The 16971-nt window shown below is 72.4% G+C and carries 21 protein-coding genes; 16 read left to right on the forward strand and 5 right to left on the reverse strand.

The window, feature by feature from the left end; genetic code table 11:
* Positions 1–80: 80 nt before the first annotated feature.
* The gene (locus tag ACIRVK_RS18665; RefSeq protein WP_404248247.1) at positions 81–899 is read left to right on the forward strand and encodes an ABC transporter permease; all 819 of its coding nucleotides are present in this window, start codon (positions 81–83) and stop codon (positions 897–899) included.
* A 34-nt stretch (positions 900–933) separates the two neighbouring features.
* Positions 934–1629 carry an AAA family ATPase gene (locus ACIRVK_RS18670; protein WP_404248249.1) on the forward strand — a complete coding sequence of 232 codons (696 nt, stop codon included), beginning with the start codon at positions 934–936 and terminating at the stop codon, positions 1627–1629.
* A 190-nt stretch (positions 1630–1819) separates the two neighbouring features.
* Here ACIRVK_RS18670 and ybaK read toward each other — a convergent pair whose 3' ends face one another.
* The 4 genes from ybaK to ACIRVK_RS18690 all read right to left on the reverse strand — a co-directional run bounded on the left by ybaK (position 1820) and on the right by ACIRVK_RS18690 (position 5860).
* Complete coding sequence (gene ybaK, locus ACIRVK_RS18675) at positions 1820–2323, reverse strand: Cys-tRNA(Pro) deacylase (protein ID WP_404248251.1); 504 nt, start codon at positions 2321–2323, stop codon at positions 1820–1822.
* Positions 2324–2342: 19 nt separating this feature from the next.
* Positions 2343–3083, reverse strand: a complete 741-nt coding sequence (locus tag ACIRVK_RS18680) for an LON peptidase substrate-binding domain-containing protein (protein WP_404248253.1) — start codon at positions 3081–3083, stop codon at positions 2343–2345.
* Positions 3084–3094: 11 nt separating this feature from the next.
* The gene (locus ACIRVK_RS18685) at positions 3095–4153 is read right to left on the reverse strand and encodes a hypothetical protein (RefSeq protein ID WP_404248255.1); all 1059 of its coding nucleotides are present in this window, start codon (positions 4151–4153) and stop codon (positions 3095–3097) included.
* A 129-nt stretch (positions 4154–4282) separates the two neighbouring features.
* A complete protein-coding gene (locus ACIRVK_RS18690; RefSeq protein WP_404248257.1) occupies positions 4283–5860 on the reverse strand; it encodes an oxidoreductase in 1578 nt (525 codons plus the stop codon).
* 175 nt (positions 5861–6035) lie between these two features.
* Here ACIRVK_RS18690 and hisD point away from each other — a divergent pair, with 175 nt between their 5' ends.
* Genes hisD through hisF form a run of 8 tightly spaced genes read left to right on the forward strand, consistent with a single transcriptional unit; the run spans position 6036 to position 11756 of the window.
* Positions 6036–7358, forward strand: a complete 1323-nt coding sequence (gene hisD / locus ACIRVK_RS18695; protein WP_404248259.1) for a histidinol dehydrogenase — start codon at positions 6036–6038, stop codon at positions 7356–7358.
* Positions 7355–8464 (forward strand): histidinol-phosphate transaminase, encoded by a 1110-nt coding sequence (locus ACIRVK_RS18700; protein WP_404248261.1) that lies wholly within the window; start codon positions 7355–7357, stop codon positions 8462–8464. Before hisD ends, ACIRVK_RS18700 begins: the two co-directional genes overlap by 4 nt.
* The gene (gene hisB / locus ACIRVK_RS18705; protein ID WP_404248263.1) at positions 8461–9054 is read left to right on the forward strand and encodes an imidazoleglycerol-phosphate dehydratase HisB; all 594 of its coding nucleotides are present in this window, start codon (positions 8461–8463) and stop codon (positions 9052–9054) included. The genes ACIRVK_RS18700 and hisB overlap by 4 nt, the downstream gene beginning before the upstream one ends.
* On the forward strand, positions 9051–9215 hold the full coding sequence (locus ACIRVK_RS18710) for a hypothetical protein (RefSeq protein WP_404248265.1): 165 nt from the start codon (positions 9051–9053) through the stop codon (positions 9213–9215). Before hisB ends, ACIRVK_RS18710 begins: the two co-directional genes overlap by 4 nt.
* On the forward strand, positions 9212–9856 hold the full coding sequence (hisH, locus tag ACIRVK_RS18715; protein WP_404248267.1) for an imidazole glycerol phosphate synthase subunit HisH: 645 nt from the start codon (positions 9212–9214) through the stop codon (positions 9854–9856). The genes ACIRVK_RS18710 and hisH overlap by 4 nt, the downstream gene beginning before the upstream one ends.
* Positions 9857–9860: 4 nt before the next feature.
* Positions 9861–10583 carry a bifunctional 1-(5-phosphoribosyl)-5-((5-phosphoribosylamino)methylideneamino)imidazole-4-carboxamide isomerase/phosphoribosylanthranilate isomerase PriA gene (gene priA, locus ACIRVK_RS18720; RefSeq protein ID WP_404248269.1) on the forward strand — a complete coding sequence of 241 codons (723 nt, stop codon included), beginning with the start codon at positions 9861–9863 and terminating at the stop codon, positions 10581–10583.
* A 16-nt stretch (positions 10584–10599) separates the two neighbouring features.
* Positions 10600–11004: a RidA family protein gene (locus ACIRVK_RS18725; RefSeq protein WP_404248271.1), complete on the forward strand. Its 405-nt coding sequence runs from the start codon at positions 10600–10602 to the stop codon at positions 11002–11004.
* Complete coding sequence (gene hisF, locus ACIRVK_RS18730) at positions 11001–11756, forward strand: imidazole glycerol phosphate synthase subunit HisF (protein ID WP_404248273.1); 756 nt, start codon at positions 11001–11003, stop codon at positions 11754–11756. The genes ACIRVK_RS18725 and hisF overlap by 4 nt, the downstream gene beginning before the upstream one ends.
* A gap of 21 nt (positions 11757–11777) precedes the next feature.
* Here hisF and ACIRVK_RS18735 read toward each other — a convergent pair whose 3' ends face one another.
* The gene (locus ACIRVK_RS18735) at positions 11778–12413 is read right to left on the reverse strand and encodes a TIGR03085 family metal-binding protein (RefSeq protein ID WP_404248275.1); all 636 of its coding nucleotides are present in this window, start codon (positions 12411–12413) and stop codon (positions 11778–11780) included.
* 141 nt (positions 12414–12554) lie between these two features.
* Here ACIRVK_RS18735 and hisI point away from each other — a divergent pair, with 141 nt between their 5' ends.
* From hisI to trpC, 6 genes are all read left to right on the forward strand, one after another.
* Positions 12555–12950, forward strand: a complete 396-nt coding sequence (gene hisI, locus ACIRVK_RS18740) for a phosphoribosyl-AMP cyclohydrolase (RefSeq protein WP_404248277.1) — start codon at positions 12555–12557, stop codon at positions 12948–12950.
* A gap of 11 nt (positions 12951–12961) precedes the next feature.
* The gene (locus tag ACIRVK_RS18745; RefSeq protein WP_404248279.1) at positions 12962–14449 is read left to right on the forward strand and encodes an anthranilate synthase component I; all 1488 of its coding nucleotides are present in this window, start codon (positions 12962–12964) and stop codon (positions 14447–14449) included.
* Positions 14450–14501: 52 nt separating this feature from the next.
* A complete protein-coding gene (locus ACIRVK_RS18750; RefSeq protein ID WP_404248281.1) occupies positions 14502–15143 on the forward strand; it encodes a TIGR02234 family membrane protein in 642 nt (213 codons plus the stop codon).
* A 113-nt stretch (positions 15144–15256) separates the two neighbouring features.
* Positions 15257–15511, forward strand: a complete 255-nt coding sequence (locus tag ACIRVK_RS18755; RefSeq protein ID WP_404248283.1) for an HGxxPAAW family protein — start codon at positions 15257–15259, stop codon at positions 15509–15511.
* A 50-nt stretch (positions 15512–15561) separates the two neighbouring features.
* The gene (locus tag ACIRVK_RS18760; protein ID WP_404248284.1) at positions 15562–16011 is read left to right on the forward strand and encodes a DUF2752 domain-containing protein; all 450 of its coding nucleotides are present in this window, start codon (positions 15562–15564) and stop codon (positions 16009–16011) included.
* A 149-nt stretch (positions 16012–16160) separates the two neighbouring features.
* A complete protein-coding gene (gene trpC / locus ACIRVK_RS18765) occupies positions 16161–16970 on the forward strand; it encodes an indole-3-glycerol phosphate synthase TrpC (RefSeq protein WP_404248286.1) in 810 nt (269 codons plus the stop codon).
* The last annotated feature ends 1 nt before the right edge of the window (position 16971 follow it).

Consider the following 16971-nt stretch of genomic DNA (forward strand, 5'->3'; position numbering starts at 1 on the left):
ACCGTATGGTCCCTACGAGGACGGGCGACCGGGACGAGGGCGGCTGCCGTGCGCCCGAGCGAGAAGGGGAGCAGCGCGACGTGAGTGTCGTACCCGCCGATGTCCTGCCCGGTGCCCTGGGCGTGGAGGACGGTGCGCGCGGCGCGGCCGAGCTGGGGCCGCGGGCGCGGATGTGGCCGGCGCTGGTCGCCGTGTACCGGGCGCAGCTGTCCCGCGCGCGGGTCGCGCGGATCCCGCTGCTGTTCGTGGCGACCTTCCAGTCCGTCGGGATCATGATCCTGATGCGGGGGGTCGTGAGCGGCGGCGGCGAGGCCGAGTCGGTGGTGGCCGGTTCGTCGGTGCTCGTGGTGGCCTTCGTCGCGCTGAACCTGCTCGCCCAGTACTTCGGGCAGCTGCGGGCCAGCGGCGGGCTCGACCACTACGCGACGCTGCCGGTGCCGCCGGCCGCCGTGGTGCTCGGGGCGGCGGGCGCGTACGCCTCCTTCACCGTGCCGGGGACCGTGGTGACCGCGGCGTTCGGGTGCGTGCTGTTCGGGCTGCCGATGGGGCACCTGTGGGTGCTGGCCGCGGTGATTCCGCTGGCCGGGGCCGCCCTGTCCGGCCTGGGGGCGGCTCTCGGGCTGCTCGCGCCCCGGCCGGAGCTCGCCACCCTGCTGGGGCAGTTGGGCATGTCCGCCGCGCTGCTGCTGGGCGTGCTGCCGGCCGACCGCATGCCGGAGATCGTGCGCCTCGCGCGGGATCTGCTGCCGTCGACCTACGGCGTCGAGGCCTTCGCCCGGACCTTCGGCGGGCATCCCGACTGGGCCTTCGTGGTCGGTGACCTCGCCGTGTGCGCCGGCGTGGGCGTCGTCTCGCTGGCCGCGGCCACCTGGGCCTACCGTCGGGCGGCCGTCCGGTGACGCGCCGCACAGGTGGGCCTGGCACGATGGCGGGGTGACCGCACCGTTGACTCCGCCTCCGCACGAACCGTCCTCGCAGTCTGCCCAGGACTCACCAGCGCCGCAGCAGGCCTGGCAGGTACCTGCCGGGGGACACGGTGCGCCCCTGGGGCACGACGCCGCCTGGTACGGCGGCACGTACGGACAGGACGGGCCCGGCATGAAGACCGAAGTGCGGGAGGCCGCCGTGGTCACGGTCGCGGTGGCGCTCGGCGGGGTGCTGCTCGGGGTGCTGTGGTGGTGGCTCGCGCCGCACGTGCCGCTGGTCGGGGACGTGGTGAACAAGGCCTGGGTGGTCTATCTCGCCGACAGCGAGGGGGAGCAGGCGATCGGCGTCGACGGGACGTTCACGCTGCTCGCTCTGGCCTTCGGTGTGGTCAGCGCGCTCGTGGTGTTCTTGGCGCGGCGGCGCGGCGGTGTTCCCCTGGTGGTGGCGCTGGGTGTCGGCGGCCTGCTGGGGTCCTGGCTGGCCTGGCGGCTCGGGGTGTGGCTCGGGCCCGCCCAGGACGTGATCGCGCACGCCAAGCAGGTAGGCAAGGGCGTCACCTTCTCGGCGCCGCTGAAGCTGAACGCGAAGGGGGCGCTGCTGGCCTGGTCGCTGGCCGCGCTCCTGGTGCACCTCGGCCTGACCGCCCTGTTCGGCCCCCGCGACCCGGACCAGCCGGACCCGTACGGGGCTCCGCTGCCCTAGGGGGTGTCTGACGATTCCCGCCTGCTCCGCGACGCCCGGCACGCACTCCCCCAGAGGGGGCACCCCCAGCCGCGTTGCCGAACCGCCCACGTGGCTCCTCCCCCACGCTCGAACGACCTCGCGCGGGGCCCCATGACGCCGCGGAGCCCGCCCTGCGGGCGGACGACGGGACGTCGGACACGACCAGGCCTCACGCACGTCCGACGGGGGCCAGGATCGCTTCCGTGAGCCCTGCGAGGTCGTCCGGGGAGAGTTCGACCTCCAGGCCCCTGCGGCCCGCGGAGACGCAGATCGTGGGGTGCGTGGCGGCGGACGCGTCCAGGACCGTGGGGAGCCTCTTGCGCTGGCCGAGCGGGGAGATGCCGCCGCGGACGTAGCCCGTGGTGCGTTCGGCGAGGGCCGGGTCCGCCATCGCCGCCCGTTTGCCGCCCACCGCCGACGCCAGCGCCTTCAGGTCCAGGCTGCCCGCCACCGGCACGACGGCGACGGTCAGGGTGCCGTCCACGTCCGCCACCAGGGTCTTGAAGACACGGTCCGGCGAGACGCCCATGGCCTCGGCGGCCTCCTCGCCGTAGGAGGGGTGGGACGGGTCGTGGTCGTAGGCGTGGAGCGTGAAGGGGACGCCGGCCGAGGTCAGGGCGACCGTCGCCGGTGTGCCGCCCTGCTGCTGGTTCTTCCTGGACTTCTTCGCCATCGCGGCCTTCACCCGTTCGTCAGTTGAGGCTCGTCCGCCCGCGAGTCAGCTCCGACGCGGGCAACGACGGCAGGTTACGGATGATCGCGGTCTCGGTGCGCAGGAGTTTCAGTTCGTCACGCAGCCGGGACGCGGTGTCCGGCGCCTGGAGCAGGCGCTGCTTGGTGGGGGTGTCCAGCATCATCGCGGCCGCCACGAGGTAGGAGACGACCGCCGGTTCGTCGGGCAGGTCGGCCCCGGTCGACAGCGACCGCTCCCGCGCTCCCGCCAGCCGCTTCTGGTACTGGCGGAACGCCCGCAGGACCCCTTCGGCGAGGGTTCCCGGCCCGTCGCCCGGCTCCTCCAGCAGCTCCTCCAGCTCCGCCGTGAGGAAGGGCCCCGACGCGTCGACGGACAGCACCCGTACCCGGTTCGTCCCCGTGGCCAGCACCTCGAAGGTGCCGTCCGCCCGCTCCCGGATCGTCGCCGCGTCGGCGATGCAGCCCACCCCGTGGAAGGACTTCGCCGGGTCGGGGCCGAAGCCCGCGGCGGGGCCACGTTCGGGCACGGCCGTCGGATCGGGCATGCCGGGCGCGCTCGGCGCCACCTCGTGGCCGTCGCGGATCGCCACGACGGCGAAGCGGCGCGGCTCGTCCTCGGGAGTCTTCAGCAGCTCGCGCATCATGGCGCGATAGCGCTCCTCGAAGATGTTCAGCGGCAGCACCAGCCCCGGGAACAGCACCGAGTTCAGGGGGAAGAGCGGGAGGCGGACGGTGGTCACGACGCAGAAGCCTAGTGGTCGCGGAAGGGCGTGCGTTCGACGCGCCCGGTTCGTGGCTGTACGGACGCCTGCTCCGCCGCCCGGACACGGACCTCGGCACGCACGCTCAGGAAGAACGCCAGCGGGTCGTCGGACAGATGGACCCAGGGGAAGGACGTGGCGTACGGGCCGATGAGGCGAAGCTGGTCGAGCGCCTCCTGCCAGCGCTCCAGGCGGACCAGGACGTACGTCAGCTTGTTGCGGATCTCCGAGGGCCACGGGTCCGCCGCGGGGAAGCGGGCCGACAGCGCGATGGCCCGGTCGGCGGCCGCCTCCAGCCGCTCGTGCGGCACCTGGGCGCCGCAGTCGTCGGTGAGGTACGCGAAGGCCGCCCGGGACGGCAGTGCCTGGATCAGCGAGTCGAGGGGGGCGTCCTGCGCGGCCCGGTCGGCGAAGTCGAAGCACTCGAGGTGGGAGTGGCGCCAGGAGGCGGCCAGATAGCGCAGGGCGGCCGCGTGGCAGCCGTAGTGGTGCGGGGCGCGGCGCAGGGCCGCCTCCCACAGCTCGGAGAAGTACTTGTGGCCGGCGTTCGTGCCGTGCGCGTGGTCCAGGGCGAGCCGCCAGGGCACCGGGTCGCGGTCGTCGCCGCGCGCGGCGGCCGTGATCAGGGGGCTCACCTCGCGCAGCAGCTCCGACCGGGCCGGCGAGTCCCAGGCCCGGTCCACCGCGAGCTGTCCGGCGACCAGCAGCGCGTCCGGGTCGCGGGGATCGGCGGCGGACCATGCCGTGAGCCACTCGTCCCGCGAGCGCGCGAACGCGGCCAGCCGCCTCGTGTACCGGTCGCGGTACTCCCACCGGGCCAGCGTGCGCGTGGCGGCGAGCAGCTCGGACGCGGGCCCGTACTCGCCGCGCGCGGCGGCGACCAGCGCGGCGCCGAGGCGGTCGTCGGGCGCGTCGAGCAGCACCTCGTCGTCGGCCGGCAGGCCGGAGGCCTCCCCGGGCGACGCGGGTGCGACGGGGCGCGGCGGCACGGTCCGGGAGGTCCGGGCCGTGCGGCTGAAGGGGTGCAGCAGAGCCATGGTGTCGACCATTGAAAGGCCGCAGGTCAAGCGTGCGCCAGACGGACGGGGCAACTCATGGAAAGTTGTATGCCGAGCGGTCAAGACAGCGTAAAGGTCCGTTGTTCAACAACTGTCCGGGTTGTGTGCGTCCTGTGATGATCAGTTCCGTCGCAGCAGCCGGCTCGCCCCGGCGGCCACCGAGGTCGCCAGGATCCAGCCCAGCAGGATCATCGCCGTCGACAGCCACTGCCAGCCCCCGCGCAGCTGCCACAGGCCGGTCTGACCCAGGTCGATGACGGGAAGCAGCAGGTCGAGGACGTACAGGGCGGGGTTCCACGGAGGGTGCTCCCCGTGCTGCGCCGGCGGATGGCTCGCGTGCGCGAAGGCCAGCGAGCCCGCCGCCCACAGCACCGCCATCCACACCGCGGCCCGCCCCGGCCGGTAGCCGTACGCCACCGTCCAGTCCTGCGCGTACCCCCACAGCTTGGCGGCCGCCGGCAGGCCCTCCCGGCGCCGGCGCTGCTTGGCCAGCAGCACCTCGCGCGCTTCCACGTCCTCGCCGCTCGCCCGCAGCACGGCCGCCAGCCGCTCGTACGGCTCCGGGTTGTACTCGGCGGTCGCCGCGGCCACCCACTCCAGCCGCTCCTGCAGCGGGAACGGCCCCTGCGGTACGAGGTTCTCGTACTGGAAGCCGCCCATGTGCAGGTTGCCCGGCCCCGGCCAGGCGCTCGCCCGGTCGATCAGGTTGACCACCCGCGCCCCCGACAGCACCACCTTCCCGCGCTGCGGCCTCTCGCCGAGGAAACGCAGCTCGGGCGTCTGGACGCGGCGCAGGGACAGCTCCTGGTCGTCGGTGAAGGCGAACCGGGCCCGCTCCAGGTCGACGGCGTCCCCGAACCGCCCGTCGTCCAGCCGTATCCCGCCCTCGCACTCGAAGCGCTGGATCCGTGTCCCGCGCGCGGGCGTCGCCCCGCTCACCATGGCGGCGCCGACACCGGCCGGCGTCAGGTACAGGGTGCGTTCCACGGTCAGCTGCGGGGCGTTCAGCGCGAGCCGGCCGTACCGGTTGGACAGGCGGGCGCCGCGCAGGCTCAGCGAGACGCCGACCTTCGCGCTGCGCAGGCTGAGCTCGCCCTCCGACTCCAGCAGTTCGGCCTGCAGGTCCTGGCCGACCGTCATGCCGTCGGCGGCGATGGAGCGGCCGCTGCGGTCCCGGTGCACGATCGCCTGGTTGAGCAGCAGGTCGGTGCCGATGTGCGCGTCGGTCAGCCGTACACCACCCAGGAACCGGCAGCGCGGCAGATGCAGGTCGCCCTCCGTGTGCACCCGGGCCGCCTCCAGACGCGGCACCGAGCAGTCGATCATGCGCACGGTGGTGAACCGGGCCTCCGGCAGCAGCACCTCCCGCTCGAAACGGCAGCCGCGCAGCTCGACGTAAGGTCCCACGACCCCGCCGGCCAGGTCGAGCGTGCCGCTGATCTGCACGCCGCGCAGCTTCAGCGAGGACACCCGGCCCGCGAGCGCGGGCGGGCCGTCCAGCAGCAGCCAGCACACGATCCGCGCCCGCACGGTCCGCCCGGGCCCCCAGGGATGCCCGCCGTGCGGATCGTCGACGACCGTGTCCCCGCTGCTGAGGTCGTACACACTGCCGTTGCGGAAGGCCTGCCACATCCCGGCCTCGGCGGCGGTCAGATCGTCCGGCAGGTCTCCGGCGCGCAGGCCGGCCCCCTCGGTCACAACTCCTCCAGTCCTGTGTTCGCACAACTGTTCATGCCCGATGCGTAACACCCGAATCACTGGACGTGAAGGCGATCTTCCGGGTTCCAGGGCCGTCGTGTATCAGCCATTGATACGAGCGCACGACGGCCGACCCGGGTCTGAGAGAATTGACCCCGTGCTGCAATATCCCTTCTTGGCCCGAATCGATCTGCGCGGCGACGCCCTCCCGGAGGGGCCCGCCCTGCGTGACCTGCTGCCCCGAGCCGACTTCGACGTCCAGGCCGCCCTCGAGAAGGTGCGTCCGATCTGCGAAGCCGTCCATCATCGGGGTGACGCGGCGCTGATCGACTTCGCGGAGAAGTTCGACGGGGTCAGGCTCGACCAGGTACGGGTGCCCGCCGAGGCCCTGGCGAAGGCCCTCGAGGAGCTCGACCCGGCGGTCCGCGCGGCCCTGGAGGAGTCCATCCGGCGCGCCCGTCTGGTCCACCGCGAGCAGCGCCGTACGAACCACACCACCCAGGTCGTTCCCGGTGGTTCGGTCACCGAGAAGTGGGTGCCGGTCGAGCGCGTCGGGCTGTACGCGCCGGGCGGCCGGTCGGTCTACCCGTCCTCCGTGGTCATGAACGTCGTACCCGCGCAGGAGGCCGGCGTCGGGTCCATCGCGCTCGCCTCGCCCGCGCAGGCGGAGTTCGATGGCCTCCCGCACCCCACGATCCTCGCCGCCTGTGCCCTGCTCGGCGTCGACGAGGTGTACGCGGCCGGCGGCGCCACCGCCGTCGCGATGTTCGCCCACGGCACCGAGTCCTGCCCGCCCGCGAACATGGTCACCGGGCCCGGCAACATCTGGGTCGCCGCCGCCAAGCGCTACTTCACCGGCAAGATCGGCATCGACGCCGAGGCCGGCCCGACCGAGATCGCGGTCCTCGCCGACGACACGGCCGACCCGGTGCACGTCGCCTCCGACCTGATCAGCCAGGCCGAGCACGACCCGCTCGCCGCCGCCGTCCTGGTCACCGACTCCCTCGCGCTCGCGGACGCCGTCGAGAAGGAGCTGGAGCCGCAGGTCGCGGCCACCAAGCACATCGACGACCGGATCGTGCCCGCGCTCAAGGGCCGCCAGTCCGCGATCGTCCTCGTCGACGGCATCGAGGAGGGACTGCGGGTGGTCGACGCGTACGGCGCCGAGCATCTGGAGATCCAGACTGCGGACGCGGCCGCCGTGGCCGACCGGGTGAGGAATGCCGGCGCGATCTTCATCGGCCCCTGGGCGCCGGTCTCGCTCGGTGACTACGCGGCCGGCTCCAACCACGTCCTGCCCACCGGTGGGTGCGCCTGCCACTCCTCGGGCCTGTCCGTCCAGTCCTTCCTGCGCGGCATCCACATCGTCGACTACACGAAGGACGCGCTGGCCGAGGTCGCGCACCACGTGGTCACGCTGGCGGAGGCGGAGGACCTGCCGGCCCACGGCGCGGCGGTCAAGGCAAGGTTCGGGTGGAAGGTGCCGGCGAGCAAGTGAACTTCGGAATCGACGATCTCCCCGTACGGGACGAGCTGCGCGGCAAGTCCCCTTACGGCGCGCCCCAGTTGGACGTCCCCGTACGGCTGAACACCAACGAGAACCCCTACCCGCTGCCCGAGTCGCTGGTCGAGCGGATCGCCGAGCGCGTCCGCGAGGCGGCCCGGGACCTCAACCGCTACCCGGACCGCGACGCCGTCGAACTGCGCACGCGGCTCGCCCGGTACCTGACGGACACCTCCGGCCACGAGGTGGGCCTCGCCAACGTGTGGGCGGCGAACGGCTCCAACGAGGTCATCCAGCAGCTGCTGCAGACCTTCGGCGGACCGGGCCGCACGGCCATCGGCTTCGAGCCCTCGTACTCGATGCACGCGCTCATCGCCCGCGGTACCGGCACGGGCTGGATCTCCGGTCCGCGCAACGGGGACTTCACCATCGACCTCCCGGCGGCCCGGCGGTGGATCGCCGAGCACAAGCCGGACGTCGTCTTCGTCACGACCCCCAACAACCCGACGGGCAACGCCGTCCCGCCCGAGACGGTCCTCGCGCTGTACGAGGCCGCGCAGGCGGCGAAGCCGTCCATGGTCATCGTGGACGAGGCGTACGTCGAGTTCAGCCACGGCGACTCGCTGCTGCCCCTCATCGAGGGCCGCCCGCACCTCGTGGTCTCCCGGACGATGTCCAAGGCGTTCGGCGCGGCGGGGCTCAGGCTCGGGTACCTCGCCGCCCACCCGGCCGTAGTGGACGCGGTGCAGCTGGTACGGCTGCCCTACCACCTCTCGGCCGTCACCCAGGCGACCGCGCTGGCCGCCCTGGAGCACACCGACACCCTGCTGAAGTACGTCGAGCAGCTGAAGGCGGAGCGCGACCGGCTGGTCGCCGAGCTGCGCGCGGCCGGCTACGAGGTCGTCGAATCCGACGCCAACTTCGTGCAGTTCGGGCGGTTCGAGGACTCCCACACCGCCTGGCAGAAGATCCTCGACCGGGGCGTCCTGGTCCGCGACAACGGCATCCCGGGGTGGCTGCGGGTGTCCGCCGGAACCCCCGAAGAGAACGACGCGTTCCTCGACGCGGTACGCGAACTGAAGAAGGAGCTGGACGCATGAACCGCGTGGGACGCGTGGAGCGGGTCACCAAGGAGACCTCGGTGCTCGTCGAGATCGATCTCGACGGCAGCGGAAAGGTCGACGTGTCGACAGGTGTCGGCTTCTACGACCACATGCTCGACCAGCTCGGCCGGCACGGCCTGTTCGACCTCACCGTGAAGACCGAGGGCGACCTGCACATCGACTCGCACCACACCATCGAGGACACCGCCCTCGCCCTCGGCGCCGCCTTCAAGCGGGCGCTCGGCGACAAGGTGGGCATCTACCGCTTCGGCAACTGCACGGTCCCGCTGGACGAGTCCCTCGCCCAGGTCACCGTCGACCTGTCCGGCCGCCCCTACCTCGTGCACACCGAGCCCGAGAACATGGCGCCGATGATCGGCGAGTACGACACCACGATGACCCGGCACATCCTGGAGTCCTTCGTCGCCCAGGCCCAGATCGCGCTGCACGTGCACGTGCCGTACGGTCGAAACGCGCACCACATCGTGGAGTGCCAGTTCAAGGCCCTGGCGCGGGCCCTGCGCTACGCCTCGGAACGCGACCCGCGCGCGGCGGGCATCCTCCCCTCCACGAAGGGCGCGCTGTGACCGGCCTGTCGACCATCCTGATCGTCGTCGGCCTCTTCCTGGTCGGCGGCATCATCTCCTTCGTCAAACAGCAGATGCCGAAGCAGCTGATCGTGCTGCTGTCGATCGGCGCCGCGATGTGCCTGGTCGCGGGCATCATGAGGCTGGGGGTGTGGAGTTGAGCGCTCCGACCAGACGCGTGGTCGTCTTCGACTACGGCTTCGGGAACGTCCGGTCCGCCGAACGCGCCCTCGCGCGCGCCGGGGCCGATGTCGAGATAACGCGTGACTACGACAAGGCCATGAACGCCGACGGCCTGCTGGTGCCGGGCGTCGGCGCCTTCGCCGCCTGCATGCGCGGGCTCAAGGAGGCGCGCGGCGACTGGATCGTCGACCGGCGGCTGTCCGGCGGACGGCCCGTGATGGGCATCTGCGTCGGCATGCAGATCCTGTTCGCGCGGGGCATCGAGCACGGTGTGGAGACCGAGGGCCTCGACGAGTGGCCCGGCTCGGTCGAGCCGCTGCAGGCCGAGATCGTGCCCCACATGGGCTGGAACACCGTCGAGGCACCGGCCGACTCCGAGCTGTTCGCCGGCCTGGACGCGGACGCACGCTTCTACTTCGTGCACTCCTACGCCGTCCACGACTGGTCCCTCGAGGTGCACAACCCGACGATGCGCGCCCCCCGGGTGACCTGGGCGACGCACGGCAAGCCCTTCGTGGCCGCCGTCGAGAACGGCGCCTTGTGGGCCACCCAGTTCCACCCCGAGAAGTCCGGCGACGCCGGAGCGCAGCTGCTCACCAACTGGATCGGAACCCTGTAGAGACATGGCCAAGCTCGAACTCCTCCCCGCCGTCGACGTCCGCGACGGCCAGGCCGTCCGCCTGGTGCACGGCGAGTCCGGCACGGAGACCTCCTACGGCTCCCCGCTGGAGGCCGCCCTCGCCTGGCAGCGGTCGGGCGCCGAGTGGCTGCACCTGGTCGACCTGGACGCCGCGTTCGGCACCGGCGACAACCGCGCGCTGATCGCCGAGGTCGCGCGGGCGATGGACATCAAGGTGGAGCTGTCCGGCGGCATCCGCGACGACGCCTCGCTGGCCGCCGCCCTCGCCACGGGTTGCACGCGCGTGAACCTCGGCACGGCCGCCCTGGAGACCCCCGAGTGGGTCGCCAAGGTCATCGCCGAGCACGGCGACAAGATCGCGGTGGGCCTGGACGTACGGGGCACCACCCTGCGCGGCCGCGGCTGGACCCGGGACGGCGGCGACCTCTACGAGACGCTGGAGCGCCTCGACAAGGAGGGCTGCGCCCGCTATGTCGTCACCGACATCGCCAAGGACGGCACGCTCCAGGGTCCCAACCTGGAGCTGCTGAGGAACGTCTGCGCGGCGACGGACCGCCCGGTCGTGGCCTCCGGTGGCGTGTCGTCGCTCGACGACCTCCGCGCCATCGCCGAACTGGTACCTCTCGGTGTCGAGGGCGCGATCGTCGGGAAGGCGCTGTACGCGAAGGCGTTCACGCTCGAAGAGGCCCTCGAGGCCACGTCTTGAAAAGGGGCACAGTGTCATGACGTCCGATGCCGTACGGCGTGTGCAGAGCGGGACCCCCTGGGAAGAGACCTTCGGTTTCGCACGCGCCGTGGCGGCGGGCGACCGCGTGCTGGTGGCGGGCACGACGTCCTTCAAGGGCGACGTGCTGTACGGCGAGGGCGACCCGTACGAGCAGGCCAAGGTGGCCTTCACCAGCGCCATCGAGGCGATCGGCGAGTTCGGGCTCGGGGTGGAGTCCGTGGTCCGTACGCGGATGTACCTGACCCACGCGCGGGACGTGGACGACGTGGGCCGCGCGCACAAGGAGCTCTTCGACGCGGTGCGGCCGGTCGCGACCCTGCTGGTCGTGGAGGGCTTCGTCGACCCGCGCATCCTGGTCGAAGTGGAACTAGAGGCATGCAGAGGAGCCGTGGATTCATGACCCTGGCGGTCCGAGTCATCCCCTGCCTGGACGTGGACAACGGCCGGGTCGTCAAGGGCGTGAACTTCCAGAACCTGCGCGACGCGGGGGACCCCGTCGAGATGGCCAAGGTGTACGACGCCGAGGGCGCCGACGAGCTGACCTTCCTGGACATCACCGCGTCGTCCGGCAACCGCGAGACGACGTACGACGTGGTGCGCCGCACGGCCGAGCAGGTGTTCATCCCGCTGACGGTCGGCGGCGGCGTCCGCACGGCCGAGGACGTCGACAGACTGCTGCGGGCGGGCGCCGACAAGGTCGGGGTCAACACGGCCGCCATCGCCCGTCCGGAGCTGATCCGCGAGATCGCCGAGCGGTTCGGCCGCCAGGTCCTGGTCCTGTCGGTGGACGCCCGCCGTACCCCTGAGGGCACCTTCGAGGTCACCACCCACGGCGGCCGGCGCGGCACCGGCATCGACGCGGTCGAGTGGGCGCACCGGGCCGCGGAGCTGGGGGCCGGGGAGATCCTGCTGAACTCCATGGACGCGGACGGCACGAAGGACGGCTACGACCTGGAGATGATCTCCGCGGTCCGCAAGCACGTCACCGTGCCGGTCATCGCCTCGGGCGGCGCGGGCCGGCTCGCCCACTTCCCGCCGGCCATCGCGGCGGGCGCGGACGCGGTCCTGGCGGCGTCGGTGTTCCACTTCGGCGATCTGCGGATCGGCGAAGTGAAACAGACGCTCAGGGAAGCCGGCCACCCCGTCCGCTGACGCCCGCCGGCCGGCCGCCGCTCAGATGCCGAGCTGCTTGGCCTCGTGCAGCTTGGCGACGGCCTCCTTGTCGCCGTCCAGTTCCACCTGGGCGGCGCTCTGCCGGCCGTAGGAGAACAGCAGCAGCTCGGACGGTTCACCGGTCACCGTGACGACGGGTGTGCCGCGGTGCGCGACCGCCGTCTGGCCGTCGGGGCGGCGCAGCACCAGGCCGGTGGGCACGCCGCGGCCCATCAGCCGGGCCGAGCGCTCCAGGCGGGACCACAGGGCGTCCTGGAAGACGTGGTCCAGCTCGCGCGGCGTCCAGTCCGGCCGGGCCCGGCGGACGTCCTCCGTGTGGACGTAGAACTCGACCGTGTTCGACAGCTCGTCCACCTGCTTGAGCTGGAACGGTGAGAAGCGCGGCGGGCCGGTGCGGATGAGCTGGATCAGCTCCTCGTACGGCTTCGCGGTGAACTCCGCCATCACCCGGTCCAGGCGCGGCGCGAGTTGCTTGATCAGGAGGCCGCCGGCGGCGTCGGGACGGCGCTCGCGCACCACCACGTGCGCGGCGAGGTCACGGGTGAGCCAGCCCTCGCAGAGGGTCGGGGCCTCCGGGCCCTCGGCCTCCAACAGGTCGGCCAGGAGAAGTCGTTCACGCTTGGCGAAAGTCGACATGCCAGCCAGCCTACGGCCACCCGTGCGGTCCGCCCACCCGTCTCCCGACCACCACCCCTCACCGAGGCGCTGTCGCGCCGCTTTTTCCAATCAGTGGACACCGCGCCGTCACTGTCAGTGGCGCGCGGCACAATGGCACCCATGACCAGCTCGCCCCAGCCCAGCAGCCTCGACCCGGAGATCGCCGCGCGCCTCAAGCGCAGCGCCGACGGACTCCTGCCCGCCATCGCCCAGCAGTACGACACCGGTGAGGTGCTGATGCTCGGCTGGATGGACGACGAGGCGCTGCACCGCACGCTGACCACCGGCCGCTGCACCTACTGGTCGCGCAGCCGCCAGGAGTACTGGGTCAAGGGCGACACCTCCGGCCACTTCCAGTGGGTCAGGTCCGTCGCACTGGACTGCGACGCCGACACCGTACTGGTCAAGGTCGACCAGGTCGGCGCCGCCTGCCACACCGGCGCGCGCACCTGCTTCGACGCGGACGTGCTGCTCAAGGACGGCGCCGGTTCCGGCACCCCCGGCTCGGATCAGTAAGGTCAGCCGTCATGGACCTCGAGACCTTCCGCAAGCTCGCCACCGACCGGCGCGTCATCCCGGTCACGCGCAAGCTCCTCGCCGACGGCGACACCCCGGTCGCGCTCTACCGCAAGCTCGCCGCCGAGCGCCCCGGCACCTTCCTGCTGGAGTCCGCCGAGAACGGCCGCACAGCTTTTCGATGGTCTCGATACTCCTTCGTCGGCGTCCGCAGCGCGGCGACCCTCACCTCCCGCGACGGCCAGGCGCACTGGCTCGGCACCCCGCCCGTGGGCGTCCCCGTGGACGGCGATCCGCTCGCCGCCCTGCGCGCCACCATCGAGGCCCTGCACACCCCGCACCAGGAGGGCCTGCCGCCCTTCACCGGCGGCATGGTCGGCTACCTCGGCTACGACATCGTGCGCCGCCTGGAGAAGATCGGCCCGGGCGAGCGGGACGACCTGCGGCTGCCCGAGCTGACCATGCTGCTCACCAGCGACCTCGCCGTCATGGACCACTGGGAGGGCTCGGTCCTGCTGATCGCCAACGCGATCAACCACAACGACCTGGACACCGGCGTCGACGACGCGTACGCGGACGCGGTGGCCCGCCTCGACGCCATGGAGGCCGACCTCAGCCGTGCGGTGGCCCAGCCGCCCGCGGTCCTGCCGCCCTCGGAACTCCCCGAGTACACCGCCCTGTGGGGCGGCCCCGACTTCCAGGCCGCCGTCGAGGACGTCAAGGAGCGCATCCGGGCCGGGGAGGCCTTCCAGGTCGTCCCCTCCCAGCGCTTCGAAACGCCGTGCACGGCGAGCGCGTTGGACGTCTACCGGGTCCTGCGGGCCACCAACCCCTCCCCGTACATGTACCTGTTCCGCTTCGACGGCTTCGACGTCGTCGGCTCGTCCCCCGAGGCGCTGGTCAAGGTCGAGGACGGGCGGGCCATGGTCCACCCGATCGCCGGAACCCGGCACCGCGGGGCGAGTCCGCAGGAGGACCAGGCCCTCGCCGAGGAACTGCTCGCGGACCCCAAGGAGCGCGCCGAGCACCTGATGCTCGTCGACCTCGGGCGCAACGACCTCGGACGGGTCTGCGAGCCCGGCTCCGTCGAGGTCGTCGACTTCATGTCCGTCGAGCGGTACTCGCACGTCATGCACATCGTCTCGACGGTCACCGGCAAGGTCGCCGAGGGCCGCACCGCCTTCGACGTCCTCACCGCCTGCTTCCCGGCCGGCACCCTGTCCGGCGCGCCCAAGCCGCGCGCCATGCAGATCATCGACGAACTCGAGCCGTCCCGGCGCGGGTTGTACGGCGGCTGCGTCGGCTACCTCGACTTCGCGGGCGACTCCGACACCGCCATCGCCATCCGCACCGCCCTGCTGCGCGGCGGCACCGCGTACGTCCAGGCGGGCGCCGGCATCGTCGCCGACTCCGACCCGGTCGCCGAGGACCAGGAGTGCCGCAACAAGGCGGCGGCGGTCCTGCGGGCGGTCCACACGGCCAACCGGCTCGGCCGGTAGGACGGCTCTGACGTGAACCCCGGGTGACGGTTCACCCGGGGTCCGGGCGATAGTGGAGTACGTGACTGCCGTACCTCACCCCCGTTCCGAAGCCGCAGGACCCGCCCGGGCCGGCCGCCTCTCCCTCGCCGTCGCCCTGCTGGCCGGCGCGCTCGGCGCGGCCGTCGCGCTGCTGTCGACCCGGCAGCGCTGGTCGCAGGGCACCACGACGGTGGCCGGCGGCGCCTTCTCCCTGACCGCCAAGGGCAGCGACGTGACGGGCGTGCCCGCCGCGCTGGCCATAGTGGGACTCGCCGCGCTGGTCGCCGTCTTCGCCGTCCGCCGGGCCGGGCGCCTGCTGGTCGCGGCGCTGCTCGCGCTCTCCGGCGTCGGCACGATCGCCGCGGCACTGCTGGGCGCGTCCGACAGTTCGGCGCTCGACGACAAGGCCGCGCAGGCGGCCGGCGACACCTCGGCCACGGTCCACGCCCTCAGCCACACGGCCTGGCCGTACGTGGCCGCGGTGGGCGGCGCGCTGATCCTGCTGGCCGGGCTGCTCGCGCTGCGCTACGGGCGGCACTGGCCGGCGATGTCCGGCCGTTACGAGCGCGACGGGGCGCCGAAGCCGCGCCGCAGGGCCGCCACCGTCGACCCCGACCGCCCCGAGGACCTGTGGAAGGCCCTCGACCGCGGGGAGGACCCGACGAGCGCGTAACCGACGGCGCCGACGCGCGAAGGGCCACCCCCGAGCAGCGCACGGCCGCACGTGCGGGACAATGTCGGGTGAGCGTCCGGCTCAGACACGTAATCAGCAACGAGGAGCAAGTCATGGCGGGCAGCAGCCACGGTCACACCCCGGCCGCCTGGACCGGTGTCATCATCGCCTTCATCGGTTTCTGCGTCTCGGGCGCCTTCATGGTGATGGCCCAGCCCGTGGGCTTCTGGGCCGGCATGGCGATCGTGGTCATCGGCGGCATCGTCGGCTGGGTCATGAGCGCGATGGGCATGGGACAGCCCAAGGACGCGCACGACAGCTTCCAGTCGGAGCTGGCCAAGAGCCAGGCCGCGCACGCCAAGAGCTGAGGGGCGCCCGCAGCCTCCGCACGCGCGCGTGGCGGCCGTCCGGGGGGAGAATGCGTGACGTGAACACCGAGAGCCAGCCCGTCACGCAGCCCCGCGCCGAACCCACGGCGGCGGCGCGGCTCGCCGTCCCCGCCGGCATCATGGCGGCCGTGGTCGGTGCCTTCGCCTACGTGGGCACGGTGGACCCCGGCCGGCCCGGCCACTACCCCGTCTGCCCCCTGTACCGCTTCACGGGCCTGTACTGCCCCGGCTGCGGCGGCCTGCGCAGCGCGCACGCCTTCATCCACGGCGACTTCCTCCGGGCACTCCACGACAACGCCCCGGCCACCGTCGGCTACCCGCTCTTCGCCGTGCTGTGGACCGTATGGGTGGTGCGCGCGGCGCGCGGACGGCCGCTCAGCCTGACGCTCGGGTCGACGCAGCTGTGGGCGCTGGGGGCGTTGCTGCTGGTCTTCACGGTTGTCCGGAACCTGCCGTTCGGTGGCTGGCTACACCCTTGATCAACCGGTGAACGTCCAGGTACTGGGACCGGCGTCAACCGGATGCGAGGGCTACGCCCTCCTGCGGATACCATCGCAGTGACCACCGGTTTTCTCCCGACGGTCAAAAAGCTTCAACAGTCCACCGTCTCTGGAAGGGGGCCGCTCGCGTGAGTGTGCTCGACGAGATCATCGACGGAGTCCGTGCCGACCTCGCGGAGCGGCAGGCGCGCGTCAGCCTCGACGAGCTCAAGGAGCGCGCGGCGAAGGCACCCGCGGCCAAGGACGGGCTCGCCGCGCTCAAGGGCGACGGCGTCAAGGTCATCTGCGAGGTCAAGCGCTCCAGCCCGTCCAAGGGCGCGCTGGCCGCGATCGCCGACCCGGCCGGACTCGCCGCGGACTACGAGGCGGGCGGCGCGGCCGTCATCTCCGTCCTCACCGAGCAGCGCCGCTTCGGCGGCTCGCTGGCCGACCTGGAGGCCGTCCGCGCCCGCGTGGACATCCCCGTCCTGCGCAAGGACTTCATCGTCACGTCGTACCAGCTCTGGGAGGCCCGCGCGTACGGCGCCGACCTCGCCCTGCTGATCGTGGCCGCCCTGGAGCAGCCCGCCCTGGAGTCCCTCATCGAGCGCGCCGTCTCCATCGGTCTCACCCCGCTCGTCGAGGTGCACGACGAGGACGAGGTCGAGCGGGCCGTGGACGCCGGCGCCAAGGTCATCGGCGTCAACGCGCGCAACCTCAAGACCCTCGAGGTCGACCGCTCCACCTTCGAGCGCGTCGCCCCGGAGATCCCCGACCACCTCGTCAAGATCGCCGAGTCCGGCGTCCGCGGCCCCCACGACCTCATCGCCTACGCCAACGCCGGCGCCGACGCGGTCCTGGTCGGCGAGTCCCTGGTGACGGGGAAGGACCCGAAGACGGCCGTCTCCGACCTGGTGGCGGCAGGGGAGCACCCCGCTCTTCGGCACGGACGCAGTTGAT

This window comes from Streptomyces sp. NPDC101152, from assembly GCF_044768275.1.
GTDB lineage: Bacteria > Actinomycetota > Actinomycetes > Streptomycetales > Streptomycetaceae > Streptomyces.

Coding starts and splice junctions, on each gene's coding strand:
- hisI (WP_404248277.1), top strand. CDS start 12,555: ATGACCAGCTCGCCCCAGCCCAGCAGCCTCGACCCGGAGATCGCCGCG.
- ACIRVK_RS18745 (WP_404248279.1), top strand. CDS start 12,962: ATGGACCTCGAGACCTTCCGCAAGCTCGCCACCGACCGGCGCGTCATC.
- hisF (WP_404248273.1), top strand. CDS start 11,001: ATGACCCTGGCGGTCCGAGTCATCCCCTGCCTGGACGTGGACAACGGC.
- ACIRVK_RS18725 (WP_404248271.1), top strand. CDS start 10,600: ATGACGTCCGATGCCGTACGGCGTGTGCAGAGCGGGACCCCCTGGGAA.
- priA (WP_404248269.1), top strand. CDS start 9,861: ATGGCCAAGCTCGAACTCCTCCCCGCCGTCGACGTCCGCGACGGCCAG.
- ACIRVK_RS18755 (WP_404248283.1), top strand. CDS start 15,257: ATGGCGGGCAGCAGCCACGGTCACACCCCGGCCGCCTGGACCGGTGTC.
- ybaK (WP_404248251.1), bottom strand. CDS start 2,323: ATGGCGAAGAAGTCCAGGAAGAACCAGCAGCAGGGCGGCACACCGGCG.
- ACIRVK_RS18735 (WP_404248275.1), bottom strand. CDS start 12,413: ATGTCGACTTTCGCCAAGCGTGAACGACTTCTCCTGGCCGACCTGTTG.
- ACIRVK_RS18760 (WP_404248284.1), top strand. CDS start 15,562: ATGCGTGACGTGAACACCGAGAGCCAGCCCGTCACGCAGCCCCGCGCC.
- hisB (WP_404248263.1), top strand. CDS start 8,461: ATGAACCGCGTGGGACGCGTGGAGCGGGTCACCAAGGAGACCTCGGTG.
- ACIRVK_RS18685 (WP_404248255.1), bottom strand. CDS start 4,153: ATGGTCGACACCATGGCTCTGCTGCACCCCTTCAGCCGCACGGCCCGG.